Source organism: Mesorhizobium sp. 131-2-1 (assembly GCF_016756535.1).
Taxonomy (GTDB): domain Bacteria; phylum Pseudomonadota; class Alphaproteobacteria; order Rhizobiales; family Rhizobiaceae; genus Mesorhizobium.
Genome location: NZ_AP023247.1, coordinates 5,637,575 through 5,650,323 on the forward strand (window position 1 = coordinate 5,637,575; position 12,749 = coordinate 5,650,323).

The window sequence follows — 12,749 nt, forward strand, 5'->3', positions numbered from 1 at the left end:
ATGTTCGAGCTTTTCGGGACGCCACTTCCCTCTCGGCTGCTTCTCGGCACGGCGCAATATCCTTCGCCGGCCATCCTTGCTGATGCGGTCACGGAGTCGGGCACCTCCGTGGTGACCGTCTCCTTGCGACGTGAGATGGCGGGCGGCAGGGCCGGCGAAAAATTCTGGTCGCTGATCCGATCGCTCAGCACGAAAATCCTGCCCAACACTGCTGGCTGCCACTCCATCAAGGAAGCAGTCACGACCGCAAAGATGGCGCGCGAAGTGTTCGAGACGAGTTGGATCAAGCTCGAAGTGATCGGCAACCACGACACACTACAGCCGGACGTGTTCGGCCTTGTCGAAGCCGCCCGCATCTTGTGCGAGGACGGCTTTTCGGTATTTCCGTACACCACCGACGACCTCGTCGTTGCCGAGCGGCTGCTGGAGGCCGGCTGCAAGGTCCTGATGCCGTGGTGCGCGCCGATCGGTTCGGCGCTTGGGCCGATCAACATAACGGCGCTGCGCTCGATGCGCGCACATTTCCCGCACGTCCCGTTGATTGTCGATGCAGGCCTCGGGCGGCCGTCGCACGCGGCAACCGTCATGGAGCTCGGCTTCGATGCCGTGCTCCTGAACACGGCAGTCGCCAAGGCGGGCGATCCGGTCGGCATGGCGCGCGCATTCGGCAAGGCGGTCGAAGCTGGCCGCGAAGCCTTCCGCTCGGGAATGCTCGAACCGCGCGAAGTCGCCGTGCCGTCAACGCCGACATTCGGCAGAGCGGTCTTCTCATGAAGCTCGACCCCTTTTACCTGATCGTCGACAGCGCCACCTGGATCGAACGGCTGGTGCCTCTCGGCGTCAAGCTGGTTCAGTTGCGCATCAAGGCCATGGACGAGACCGGGTTGCGCACCGAAATCCGGAAGGCGAAGGCCTTATGCGCCGAGCATCAATGCCAACTCATCGTCAACGACCACTGGCGCCTGGCAATCGAAGAGGGCTGCGACTTCGTTCATCTCGGCCAGGAGGATCTGCAGACCGCCGACCTCGCACCGATACGGGCCGCCGGCGTGAGGCTCGGCCTCAGCACGCATGATCATTTCGAACTGGAAACCGCCCTGGCCGCCAAGCCTGACTACATCGCCCTCGGCCCGGTCTATCCCACCATGCTGAAGAAGATGAAATGGGCGCCGCAAGGGGTTGAGCGGATCAGCGAATGGAAGCGCCGGGTCGCGCCGATCCCCTTGGTCGCTATTGGCGGCCTCAACCCCGACCGGCTCGACGGTGTCTTCGCGGCTGGCGCGGACAGCGCCGCAGTGGTCACCGACATCACGTTGAACGACGACCCCGAGGCGCGCACGCGAGAATGGATCGAAAAGACGGAGCGACGGCGCTGAGTCAGGAACCACATGTACTTGTCGTCGGCGGTTCGGACTCCAGCGGCGGCGCCGGAATTGCCCGCGACATCGAGACGATCTCGTCCATTGGCGTGCGCAGTTGCCTGGCGGTCACCGCGCTGACGGTGCAGACGCACGACAGTGTGACGGAAATCCATCATTCGCCGTCAAGCCTGGTGGCCGATCAGATGCGCGCTGCTCTGCAGGCCAACGAGGTGGCTGCTATCAAGATCGGCATGTTGGCGACGGCGGAGACCGTCTTTGCCGTTGCGGCCGTGCTGCGCGAAAATCCGCACGTGCCGGCAATACTCGATCCGGTGCTGGCTTCAACATCAGGCAGGGCGCTGCTGGAAGGCGGCGCCATCGCCATCATGAAGCGCGACCTGATGCCGCTTTGCCGCCTGATCACTCCCAACCTCATCGAACTGGCGCTGCTTGTGGGCGCAGAGCGCGCTGCCGACGAGGGCGGCGCCGTCAGGCAGGGCCAGGAATTGCTGGGCGCGGGTGCGCAGGCCGTGCTGATCAAGGGCGGTCATGCATCGGGATCCCGATCGACCGATATTCTGCTGTGCCGCAATCGACCGCCAGTCCGCTTCGACACACCGCGCCTTTCAGCATCGATGCGTGGGACAGGCTGCATGCTGGCTAGCGCCATTGCGGCGCACCTGGCGAAGGCGTACCCGCTTGAACACAGCGCGCGTAAAGGCAAGCTTTTTGTATTCGAGAGACTGCAGAAGCATGCAGCCGAATGAGGCGCTGTCTTTCGACGCCTCGGCCTTTGAACGGCTGTCACTCTGCATCTAGTAAATTCCGACATCGAGGCCGTCAAAAAGTTACGCCTTTGATTTTAAATGGAAAATCGCCGCAAGAAATATTTTGAGGTTTCAACAACTATTGGGACCATTCGGCCGGGTTTTGCATTCTGTGGCGCTCGACGGCGCGCCACGGCAGGTCTCGAAAGTACCGTCGCGGCTCCAGATAAGTGCATACTTCCGACACACACACTCAACAGGCGCCTCGCGGCTATGGCAGCGCAGCCTCGCAGGGATAGCAAAGGCCATTGCCTATTTGGTATGCTGGTATAATGTGTACCTGACATAGCGTGATCCTCAGCAGATACGCTGCGTCCTATGGTCTTTATGGGAGGAGATACAATGAAACTTTCAATCGTGGCGGCGCTTGCCAGCGCCGCGCTGGCGAGTGTGTGCGTGCTGCCGGCAATGGCATCGTCGGACAAGCCAGTCATCGCGCTGACCAATGCCTATTACGGCAACACGTGGCGCCACCAGATGGTGGAAGCGTTCGAGGCCTCGGCCAAGGAAGCCAAGGCCGCCGGGCAGATCGCCGACTACATCGTCATGAACGGCGATGGTTCCGTCGCGCAGCAGAACAGCCAGATCGCCGAGCTGATCCTGAAGAAGGTCGACGTGCTCGCCGTCGATGCAGCCTCGGAAACCGCGGTCAACGGCATCATCGAGAAGGCCTGCAAGGCCGGCATCATCGTCATCTCCTTCGATTCGGTCGCCTCGGCGCCCTGCAACTACCAGCTGAATTTCGACTTCAAGGGCTACAAGGCAACCCAGGCCGAGGCCGTGTTCAAGATGCTCGGCGGCAAGGGCAACGTCATCCAGGTGCGCGGCGTCAAGGGCTCGGCGCCCGACAACGACATGTTCAACGCGCAGCAGTCGGTCCTGGCCAAGTATCCGGACATCAAGGTGGTCGCGACAGTCTATGGCCAGGCGACGGCGTCGGTGGCGCAGGCGGCGATCGCCAACGTCCTGCCCTCGCTGCCCCATGTCGATGCGGTGCTCGGTCAGGGCGGCAGCGACGATGTCGGTATCGCGCAGGCCTTCGTCCAGTATGGCGGCGACTACGCCGGCAAGATGCCGGTCATCGAAGGTGGCGGCGGCACCGACTTCGTAAAATGGTGGGCCGAGGAGAATGCCAAGAATGGCTACCAGACGGTGTCGATGAACACCACGCCCGGCATCGGCGGCGCTGCCTTCTGGCTCGGCCTGTCGCTGCTCAAGGGCGCCAAAGCACCGAAGCTAATGATCATGCCGGTGGCGACGGTCGACGCAAGCAACCTCAAGGAATATGCGAAGCTGCCGGGCGGCCAGATCATCAGCCCGAGCTATTCCCTGGACTGGGTGAAGCAGAACCTGCTCAGCAAGTAACGCGACCAACCGGCTTGGATCGGGCGCTGTTGAAAGACTGCGCCCGACCTTGCTGTCGAAGAAAACGGAGGACGAATGTCCCAGCTTGCCGTTGCCGATCAGGATGGTGCCTACTCCACGGCGCCTGCCGCTCGTGCCCGGCCGAGCGTTGTCTCGCTCAGCCGGATCACCAAGAGTTTCGGGCCGACGCTTGCCAATGCGGGCATCGATCTTACAGTCAGCGCCGGTGACGTGATTGGGTTGGTCGGCGGCAACGGCGCCGGCAAATCCACGCTGATGCGCATCCTGTGCGGCGCGATGTGGCCGACGCTTGGGTCAATCTCGTTCGCCGACGAGGGGCAGGATTTCACCGGCTACGACACCAACGAGGCGCAGCGGCGCGGCATCCGTATGGTGCACCAGGAGCTGTCGCTCTGCGCCAACCTTTCGGTCGCCGAGAATTTCTTCCTCGAAACACCGGGCGAGGCGGCAAGCCGGCCCGGCTGGCGGGCGCTCTACCGGACCCGCGCCCGCGCGGCGCTCGACGCCGTCTTTCCCGGCAACGACATCGATGCCGACGCCGAGGTCGGCCACCTCTCCATCGCCGAGCGGCAGATGGTCGAGATCGCGCGGGCCGCGGCGACGCCCGGCGTCAAGCTGATCGTGCTCGACGAGCCGACCTCCTCGCTCGACCTCGACCGCTCGAAGCAGTTGCGCGCCTTCGTTCGCGAGCGGGCCAAGGCCGGGCTCGCCTTCATCTTCATCAGCCACAAGCTGCAGGAAATCATCGACATCGCCACGGAGGTCGTGGTGCTGCGCAACGGCCGCACCGCTTGGCAGGGCAAGGTCGCCGACGCTTCGATCGCCAGGCTGGTGCAACTGATGGGTGGCGATGCCAATCCGGTCCACCAGCATTGCGTCTCCGCCGCATCCTCAAAGGATGTGCTGGTGCGGCTCTCCGGCCCACTGACGCAGGAACTCGGCCACGACATCGACATCGTGCGCGGCGAGATCGTCGGCCTGGCCGGCCTCGAGGGCAGCGGCCAGAAGGAATTGCTGCACGCGATCTTCGGCACCGGCCGCAGGCAGGATGCCGCGGTCTCCAGGCGCGCGGAGGCGAGCTTCATTGCCGGCGACCGGCAGAAGGAAGGCATCTTCCCGCTGTGGAGCGTGCTTTCCAACATCAGCATCGGCGCGCTTGCCCGCCGCCCGGCGCTGGGCCTGGTTTCGGAGCGCGCCAACCGCGACACGGCAAGCGGCGCCGCCGGCAAGTTGCGGCTCGACGACAAGCGCTTCCAGTCCGACATCACCGAGCTCAGCGGCGGCAACCAGCAGAAGGCGCTGGTCGCCCGCGCGCTGGTCACCGATGCGCCGATCATCCTGCTCGATGATCCGACGCGCGGCGTCGACATCGCCACCAAGCAGGATTTCTACCGGCTCTGTAACGAGATCGCGCGTGGCGGCCGCACACTGGTCTGGCACACGACCGAGGACGCCGAACTGCTCGCCTGCGACCGCGTGCTGGTGTTTGCCGGCGGACGCGTCGTGCGGGAACTGGCCGGCGAGGCGATCACGGAATCGGCGATCGTCGGCGCCTCCTTCACCCAGCCGACGGACAAGCTCGCCGACGCCGGGCCAAAGGCGGCGACAGCTGCCGGACTTGCCCGGCGGCTGGTGAATGCGGCGCCCTTCATCGGCCTTGCCGCGGTGCTGGGCATCATGATCTCGGCCAATCCGGCCGTCGCCTCGATCTTCGGCCTCGACCTGCTGCTAATGCCGGCGCTGTCGCTGGTGCTGGTGACGGCGGCTCAGATGTTCATCGTCGGCGGCAGCGAGATCGACCTCGGCGTCGGCGCCTTCGCCGGCCTGGTCAGCGTGCTCAGCGCCACGCTGCTCTACGACCAGCCATGGCTCGGCGCGCTGGCGCTGGTGGCGGCGCTCGCCGCCTATGCAGGGCTCGGCGGCCTGATCCAGGCGCGCAAGATCCCCGCCATCGTCGTCACGCTCGGCGCCTCCTTCATCTGGGTGGGGATCGGCTATGCGCTGCAGCCGACGCCCGGCGGCGCCAGTCCCGACTGGCTGACGACGCTGTTCGGCTGGTCGGTCGGCTTCATGCCGACCTCGATCATCCTCATCGCGGCCGTCGCGCTGATCGCGTTGGTCATCGACCGGCTGCCGCTCGGCGTGGTGCTGCGCGGCTTCGGCAACAACCCGACGGCGATGATCCGCTCGGGCTGGTCGCCGACGCGCTATGCGCTGGTGCGCTATCTCATCGCCGGGCTGTTCGCGGGCGCGGCCGGCCTGTCGCTGACGGCGATCAACACGGCAAGCGACATCAATTCCGGCAATTCCTTCACGCTGCTCAGCGTCGCTGCCGTGGTCATGGGCGGCTGCTCGCTGCTCGGCGGCATCATCTCGCCGGTCGGCGCCATCGCCGGCGCGGTGACGCTCTCGCTGATCGGCGCGTTGCTCGGCACGCTGAGCGTCAGCAGCGACTACAACGCAGCCACGCAAGGGCTGATCCTGATCGCGCTGCTCACGCTGCGCAGCCTGACCACCGACCGCGGGAGCGAACAATGAACGCTCTAACCGCCTTCAGTATCTGGGCGCAGAGGAACCGCTGGATCTGGGCGGCGATCGGCGTGCTGCTTCTGTGGCTGGTGCTTTCGGTCGTCACCAACCGCTTCAGCCTCTCCAGCCTGTCCGGCATCATGCTGTCGGCATCGTTCCTGACGGTGGTCGGCATCGGCCAGATGTTCGTGGTGACGACGGGGCGCGGCAATATCGATCTCTCGGTCGCCTCGGTGATCACGCTCAGCGCCTTCGTCGCGCTGCTGACCATCAAGGGGCAGGATGCCAATCTCGCGATAGGTGTCGCCGCGGCCATCCTGCTCGGCCTCGCCGTCGGCGTGCTGAACTCGCTGCTGGTGGTCGGGCTCGGCATTCCGGCTATCATCGCGACGCTGGCGACCGGCTATGTGCTGGCAACGGCGACGCTGCTGTCCAACCGGGCGATACCGGGTTTTGCCGTCAGCCCTACCCTGAAGACGTTGGCGAGCGGACGTGTCTGGGGCATGCCGATCATGGCCATCATCGCCATTGTCGGGGTGGCGGCGACTTCGTTCGTGCTGCGCTACACCGTGTTCGGGCAGCTTCTGTCGGCGGTCGGCCAGAACCGCGCCGCGGCGCGGCTCGCCGCCATCAGGAACGGAAGGGTGATCGCGTCGGCCTTCATCATCTCCTCGGTGCTGGCCTCGCTCAACGGCCTGCTGCTCGGCGCCTATATTGGCGGCGCCTTCCTCGAGATGGGCCAGCCCTATCTGTTGCAGTCGATCGCCGCCGTGGTGCTCGGCGGAACGCTGATCTTCGGCGGCTCGGCAACCGCGCTGGGTACCCTGTTCGCCAGCATCCTTCTGATCCTCATCGTCACCACCATGCAGATCATCGGCCTGCCGCCCGGCGTCCAGGACATCGTCCAGGGCATCGTCGTCATCTTCGTGCTGGCGCTGGCCGGACGCCAGGCCTTGACGCGGCGAGCGCCGACTGAGCCGGCAGCCGGCGATGCCAATCCCGCTGCGCAGGCCGGCGACCGGTCGGCTTGAAACGGGAATTAGGCTCTGGTCAAACCACCAAGTTGTGGTAGGGTGATTATACCAGTTGATAACGTGACGATCGGCGCGGCCATCGTTGGAAATCGGGAGCAAGCATAGATGACAACGATTGCGCTGTTCGGAGCCGGCGGGAAGATGGGCTACCGCCTGTCGACCAATTTTCGCGGATCGGACTATACGATCCGCCATGTCGAGGTGAGCGAGGCCGGCCGCGAGCGGCTGAAGACCGGACTTGGCTTCGATGCGGTCAGCGCCGACGAGGCGCTCAAGGGCGCTGATGTGGTGATCCTGGCCGTTCCGGACACCCATATCGGCAAGGTCGCGGCAAGCATCGAGAGCAAGCTGGCGGCGGGCACGATGGTGGTGGTGCTCGATGCGGCGGCGCCCTTCGCCGGCCACCTGCCCAACCGTCCCGACCTCACCTATTTCGTTACCCATCCCTGTCACCCGCCGATCTTCAACGACGAGACCGACATGGCGGCCAAGAAGGACTTCTTCGGCGGCGTCAAGGCCAAGCAGCATTTCGTCAGCGCCCTGATGCAGGGGCCGGAGGCGGACTACGCCAAGGGCGAGGCGATCGCCCGGATCATCTGGGCGCCAGTGATGCGCTCGCATCGTGTCACCGTCGAGCAGATGGCGCTGCTGGAACCCGGCCTTTCCGAGACGGTGTGCGCTTCGCTGCTGGTCGTGATGAAAGAGGCGATGGACGAAGTCGTGGCGCGCGGCGTCGAACGGCAGGCCGCACTCGACTTCCTGCTCGGCCACATGAACGTGCTCGGCGCCGTCATCTTCGGCGAAACCAAGGGCGTGTTCTCCGACGCCTGCAACAAGGCGATCGAATTCGGCAAGCCGGTGCTGATGCGCGACGACTGGAAGCGTGTCTTCGAACCGGAAGAGATCGCTGCGAGCATCCAGCGCATTACCTGAGGCGCTCCTCCTTCTCCCCTTGTGGAGATGCTCCAGTCTGCCGGCGACGGCGATCCTTCGCGCACCCCTCAACCGTCTCGGCGCTGCGCGCCGATACACCTTCTCCCACAGGGGAGAAGGAAAGGCGTGAATCGCACATCAGATACATATCACCTGAAATAGTGGTTGACTCATTATACCAGTTGGCTAAGCTGTTCTCGAGCTCGGATAATCAGGTTTCGCGGGAGTCGAAGCCTGAACGAGTGGAGGACGGGGGGAGTGACGATCTGCTCGGGAGGAGCCGGCACGCGGCTTGATTCCGACGCGATCCGCCGCCTGACCAATTCAGACGCAGACAGAGGCCCCGATTTGCCAGGGCAAAAGTTTTTTCAACGGGAGGACTTCATGAAACTCACTCGCAGAATGACCCTTGCAGCTTTCGCCGGCGTGCTGGCGCTCGGAACGGCGATGCCTGCCTATGCGGCGGACCTGATCGCCATCATCACGCCCTCGCACGACAATCCGTTCTTCAAGGCGGAAGCCGTCGGCGCCGAAGCCAAGGCCAAGGAACTCGGCTACGAGGCGCTGGTGCTGGTCCATGATGACGACGCCAACAAGCAGTCCGAGCTGATCGACACGGCGATCGGCCGCGGCGCGAAGGCGATCATCCTCGACAATGCCGGCGCTGACGCCACGGTCGCTGCCGTGCAGAAAGCCAAGGACGCCGGCATCCCCTCCTTCCTGATCGATCGCGAGATCAACGCCACCGGCGTCGCCGTGGCGCAGATCGTCTCCAACAACTACCAGGGCGCCCAGCTCGGCGCGCAGGAGTTCGTCAAGCTGATGGGCGAGAAGGGCAATTTCGTCGAGCTGGTCGGCAAGGAATCCGACACCAATGCCGGCATCCGCTCGAAGGGCTATCACGACGTCATCGACGACTATCCGGACCTCAAGATGGTCGCCCAGCAGTCCGCCAACTGGAGCCAAACGGAAGCCTATTCCAAGATGGAATCGATCCTGCAGGCCAACCCGGACATCAAGGGCGTGATCTCCGGCAACGACACGATGGCGATGGGCGCCTATGCAGCACTCGCCGCCGCCGGCCGCAAGGATGTCATTGTCGTCGGCTTCGACGGCTCGAACGACGTGCGCGACTCCATCACCTCCGGCGGCATCAAGGCGACCGTCCTGCAGCCGGCCTTCGCGCAGGCGCAGATGGCTGTCGTGCAAGCCGACGACTTCATCAAGAACAAGAAGTCTCCCGCCCAGGAAAAGCAGCTGATGGACTGCGTGCTGGTCAATGGCGACAATGCCAAGCAGCTGGAGACTTTCGCGCTCACCAACTGAGCCGGCATCACATCAATCGCAAGGGACGGACCTCCGGTTCGTCCCTTGCCCAATTTCCGTGGGTGCTTCCTGACCGCCATGCCGAACAAGCTGACCTGGTTGAGCTTCGCCGTGCCAATTCTTGCCGGAATGGCCGGCCTCGGGCTCACCGCCTGCAAGATCCTGCCGACACCGTCGATGCAGGGCGGCGGCAACGCGCCGGCCTTCAATCCCGACAAGATGATCGAGGACATCTGGGCGCCGAAGATAATCCCCTATCTGCAGCAGAAGGGCGGACCGTTCCCGGAAGTGCACGCCTTGGCCACCACCGATCCGGCTGCCGCCGGCGCCAAATACGGCAATCCGAACAAGCAGGCGAATTCGCCCTGGACCTTCGCGGTGCGGCTGGAGGGCAAGATCGTCGCCGCCAACACCCAGTCGCGCGCGGCGACCATCGATGTCGATGTCGACGGCGACGGCAAGGCCGATGCGCGGGTGCAGATCGGACCGGCGGTGCGCGGCACCGCGCTGCGCGACAGCCTCGACTTCATCCAGTTCAACGACTTTACCAACCAGATCGACTTCGCCCAGTTCGGCAAGGCATTCAACATTTATGCCGACAAGACGGCGCTGTCCAAGCTGCCGCGCGAGGCGCTCGAGGGCCGCAGCGCCAAGGTGCTCGGCGCCTATACGCTGGGCAGCGGCCAAGACCTGCCGCTGGTGACGCCGGCGGAGGCCGAGATCGGGCCGAAGCCATGAGCGCGGAAGCCGAGCGCGACGTCATCCTGAAGCTGGAGGATGTCTCCAAGGTCTATTCCGGCACGGTCGCGGTCAAGCGCGCCAATTTCGAGGTGCGCAGGGGCGCGGTCAACGTTCTGGTAGGCGAGAACGGCGCGGGCAAGTCGACGCTGATGAAGATCATCGCAGGCGTCGAGCAGCCGACCGCCGGACGCATCCTGCTCGAGGGTGAAGACGTGTCGTTCGCCTCATCCGGCGATGCGGTGAACCGCGGCATCGGCATGGTGTTCCAGGAGCTCAACCTGTTCGGCAACATGACGGTGGCGGAAAACATCTTCGCCACCCGCGAGATCACCAACCGGTTCCGCAAGATCGACCGCAAGGAGCAGGAACGCCGCGCGGCCGAATTCCTCGAAAGGCTGCAGGCCGGCATCCGCCCGGACATGCTCGTCGAGGATCTGCGCATCGGCCAGCAGCAGCTGGTCGAGATCGCCAAGGCGGTCTCCCTCGACGCGCGCATCCTGATCATGGACGAGCCGACCTCGGCGCTGAGTGCGGCGGAAGTCGAGATCCTGTTCAAGGTCATCGCCGATCTCAAGGCGCGCGGCGTCGCCATCGTCTACATCTCGCACCGGCTGGAAGAGCTGATCCGCATCGGCGACTACATCACCGTGCTGCGCGACGGCCGCATCACCGGCCAGGAGGACATGAGACAAGTCGACACGCAGTGGATCGTGCGGCAGATGATCGGCTCCGATGCCAAGGATTTCGCCAAGGCCGACGGCCACGCTCCCGGCGAGGAGATCTTCCGCGCCGAAGAAATCTGCCTGCCGCGCGCGACCGGCGGGCTTGCGGTCGACCATGTCTCGCTGTCGCTCCGCGCCGGCGAGATCTTGGGCATCTACGGCCTGATGGGCGCCGGGCGCAGCGAACTGTTCGACTGCATCATGGGCCGCCACGGCCATGCCACGGGTTCGATCTTCATCGATGGCAAAAAGGTAAGGGAACGCGACACGACGCGGCGCATCCGCCGTGGCCTCGCGCTGATCCCCGAAGACCGCCAGCGCGAAGGGCTGGTGTCGATCCTGTCCGTCGCCAGCAATCTGACGCTGGCCAGCCTGTCGCGCTTTGCCCGCCTGTTCCACATCCGCGGCGCCGAGGAAAGACAGGCGGTGGCCGGCATGGTGCGGGAGCTGGCGATCAAGGTCGCCGACCCGGCGCAGGAGGTCTCGTCGCTGTCCGGCGGCAACCAGCAGAAGGTGGTGATCGGCAAGGCGCTGCTCACCGGTCCGAAGGTGCTGCTGATGGACGAGCCCAGCCGCGGGATAGATGTCGGCGCCAAGGCCGACGTTTTCCGCACTATGCGTAAACTGTCGCGCGACGGGCTCGGCATCCTGTTCGCCACTTCGGATCTCGATGAGGTAATGGCTCTGTCCGACCGCATCGCGGTGATGAGCAATGGAAAACTGACCGGCATGTTCGATCGCGCCGAGGCAACGGAAGCGGCGATCGTCGCCGCATCGGCGCTTGGCCACGGACCCGCAGGGCGGCCAACGGAGACAAACGCCCATGACTGACATTCCGGCCAAGGCGGCTGCCCCCACCGCTTCCAGCGGTTCGCTGCTTCTTACATTGATGAAGCTCAGGACCTTCATCGCGCTGATCGCGGTGTTGGTGTTTTTCTCGATCGCCGCGCCCAATTTCCTGTCGGCGGCAAACCTTATCCTAATGGCCAAGCACGTGGCGCTGAACGCCTTCCTGGCCATGGGCATGACCTTCGTCATCATCACCGGCGGCATCGACCTGTCGGTCGGTTCCATCGTCGGCTTGTGCGGCATGGTTGCCGGCTATCTGGTGCTGAACGGCATCGACCTGCAGATCGGCTACACGATCTATTTCAACGTCGTCGAGATCGCGCTGATCACGCTGGCCGTCGGCATAGCGATCGGCGCCGTCAACGGGCTGCTGATCACCAGGCTCAACGTCGCGCCGTTCATCGCCACGCTCGGCGTGCTCTATGTCTCGCGCGGCCTGGCGCTCTTGTCGTCCGATGGCCGCACTTTCCCCAATCTCGTCGGCAAGCCGGAACTCGGCACCACCGGCTTCGGCTATCTCGGCGCCGGCAAGCTGCTCGGCCTGCCGGTGTCGATCTGGATCCTGATCGTCGTCGCGCTGGGCGCGGCCTATCTCGCGAAATACACGCCGCTCGGCCGCCATATCTTTGCTGTCGGCGGCAACGAGCGGGCGGCGCGCATTTCGGGCGTGCGGGTCAACATGGTCAAGATGTTCGTCTACATGTTCTCCGGCTTCTGCGCGGCGATCGTCGGCCTGATCATCTCGTCCGAGCTGATGGCCTCGCATCCGGCGACGGGCGAGAGCTTCGAGCTCAACGCCATCGCGGCCGCGGTGCTTGGCGGCACCTCGATGTCGGGCGGGCGCGGCGCGATCGGCGGCACCATCGTCGGCGCCTTCGTCATCGGTATCCTCTCCGACGGACTGGTGATGATGGGGGTGAGCTCGTTCTGGCAGATGGTGATCAAGGGCCTCGTCATAATCGTCGCCGTCGTCGTCGACCAGGCGCAGCGCCGACTGCAAAGCCGCGTTACACTGATGCAGATGGCAAAGGTGGGCTGAGC

General features: G+C 64.6%; 11 protein-coding genes. All 11 read left to right on the forward strand.

Features of this window, described 5'->3' with window-relative positions; translation table 11 throughout:
* Positions 1-774, forward strand: coding sequence for a thiazole synthase (locus JG743_RS27290; RefSeq protein WP_202294730.1), 774 nt, complete (start codon positions 1-3; stop codon positions 772-774).
* Positions 771-1,376, forward strand: a complete 606-nt coding sequence (locus JG743_RS27295; protein WP_202294733.1) for a thiamine phosphate synthase — start codon at positions 771-773, stop codon at positions 1,374-1,376. The genes JG743_RS27290 and JG743_RS27295 overlap by 4 nt, the downstream gene beginning before the upstream one ends.
* Positions 1,346-2,128 (forward strand): hydroxymethylpyrimidine/phosphomethylpyrimidine kinase, encoded by a 783-nt coding sequence (locus JG743_RS27300; protein ID WP_202294736.1) that lies wholly within the window; start codon positions 1,346-1,348, stop codon positions 2,126-2,128. The genes JG743_RS27295 and JG743_RS27300 overlap by 31 nt, the downstream gene beginning before the upstream one ends.
* 402 nt (positions 2,129-2,530) lie before the next feature.
* Positions 2,531-3,553 (forward strand): ABC transporter substrate-binding protein, encoded by a 1,023-nt coding sequence (locus JG743_RS27305; protein WP_202294739.1) that lies wholly within the window; start codon positions 2,531-2,533, stop codon positions 3,551-3,553.
* A gap of 75 nt (positions 3,554-3,628) precedes the next feature.
* Positions 3,629-6,112, forward strand: a complete 2,484-nt coding sequence (locus tag JG743_RS27310; RefSeq protein ID WP_202294742.1) for an ATP-binding cassette domain-containing protein — start codon at positions 3,629-3,631, stop codon at positions 6,110-6,112.
* Complete coding sequence (locus JG743_RS27315; protein ID WP_202294745.1) at positions 6,109-7,134, forward strand: ABC transporter permease; 1,026 nt, start codon at positions 6,109-6,111, stop codon at positions 7,132-7,134. The genes JG743_RS27310 and JG743_RS27315 overlap by 4 nt, the downstream gene beginning before the upstream one ends.
* 108 nt (positions 7,135-7,242) lie before the next feature.
* Positions 7,243-8,070, forward strand: coding sequence for a phosphogluconate dehydrogenase C-terminal domain-containing protein (locus tag JG743_RS27320; protein ID WP_202294748.1), 828 nt, complete (start codon positions 7,243-7,245; stop codon positions 8,068-8,070).
* A 384-nt stretch (positions 8,071-8,454) separates the two neighbouring features.
* The gene (locus JG743_RS27325) at positions 8,455-9,396 is read left to right on the forward strand and encodes a D-ribose ABC transporter substrate-binding protein (protein ID WP_202294751.1); all 942 of its coding nucleotides are present in this window, start codon (positions 8,455-8,457) and stop codon (positions 9,394-9,396) included.
* Positions 9,397-9,474: 78 nt separating this feature from the next.
* Positions 9,475-10,134 carry a DUF2291 family protein gene (locus JG743_RS27330; protein ID WP_202294754.1) on the forward strand — a complete coding sequence of 220 codons (660 nt, stop codon included), beginning with the start codon at positions 9,475-9,477 and terminating at the stop codon, positions 10,132-10,134.
* Positions 10,131-11,690, forward strand: a complete 1,560-nt coding sequence (locus JG743_RS27335; protein ID WP_202294757.1) for a sugar ABC transporter ATP-binding protein — start codon at positions 10,131-10,133, stop codon at positions 11,688-11,690. Before JG743_RS27330 ends, JG743_RS27335 begins: the two co-directional genes overlap by 4 nt.
* Entirely contained in the window at positions 11,683-12,747 is a 1,065-nt protein-coding gene (locus tag JG743_RS27340) for an ABC transporter permease (protein WP_202294760.1), read from the forward strand. The genes JG743_RS27335 and JG743_RS27340 overlap by 8 nt, the downstream gene beginning before the upstream one ends.
* The last annotated feature ends 2 nt before the right edge of the window (positions 12,748-12,749 follow it).

Bases quoted from the DNA above. Each gene is read 5' to 3' on its own strand.
- JG743_RS27290 (WP_202294730.1), top strand. From the start codon at position 1: ATGTTCGAGCTTTTCGGGACGCCACTTCCCTCTCGGCTGCTTCTCGGC.
- JG743_RS27295 (WP_202294733.1), top strand. From the start codon at position 771: ATGAAGCTCGACCCCTTTTACCTGATCGTCGACAGCGCCACCTGGATC.
- JG743_RS27300 (WP_202294736.1), top strand. From the start codon at position 1,346: ATGGATCGAAAAGACGGAGCGACGGCGCTGAGTCAGGAACCACATGTA.
- JG743_RS27305 (WP_202294739.1), top strand. From the start codon at position 2,531: ATGAAACTTTCAATCGTGGCGGCGCTTGCCAGCGCCGCGCTGGCGAGT.
- JG743_RS27310 (WP_202294742.1), top strand. From the start codon at position 3,629: ATGTCCCAGCTTGCCGTTGCCGATCAGGATGGTGCCTACTCCACGGCG.
- JG743_RS27315 (WP_202294745.1), top strand. From the start codon at position 6,109: ATGAACGCTCTAACCGCCTTCAGTATCTGGGCGCAGAGGAACCGCTGG.
- JG743_RS27320 (WP_202294748.1), top strand. From the start codon at position 7,243: ATGACAACGATTGCGCTGTTCGGAGCCGGCGGGAAGATGGGCTACCGC.
- JG743_RS27325 (WP_202294751.1), top strand. From the start codon at position 8,455: ATGAAACTCACTCGCAGAATGACCCTTGCAGCTTTCGCCGGCGTGCTG.
- JG743_RS27330 (WP_202294754.1), top strand. From the start codon at position 9,475: ATGCCGAACAAGCTGACCTGGTTGAGCTTCGCCGTGCCAATTCTTGCC.
- JG743_RS27335 (WP_202294757.1), top strand. From the start codon at position 10,131: ATGAGCGCGGAAGCCGAGCGCGACGTCATCCTGAAGCTGGAGGATGTC.
- JG743_RS27340 (WP_202294760.1), top strand. From the start codon at position 11,683: ATGACTGACATTCCGGCCAAGGCGGCTGCCCCCACCGCTTCCAGCGGT.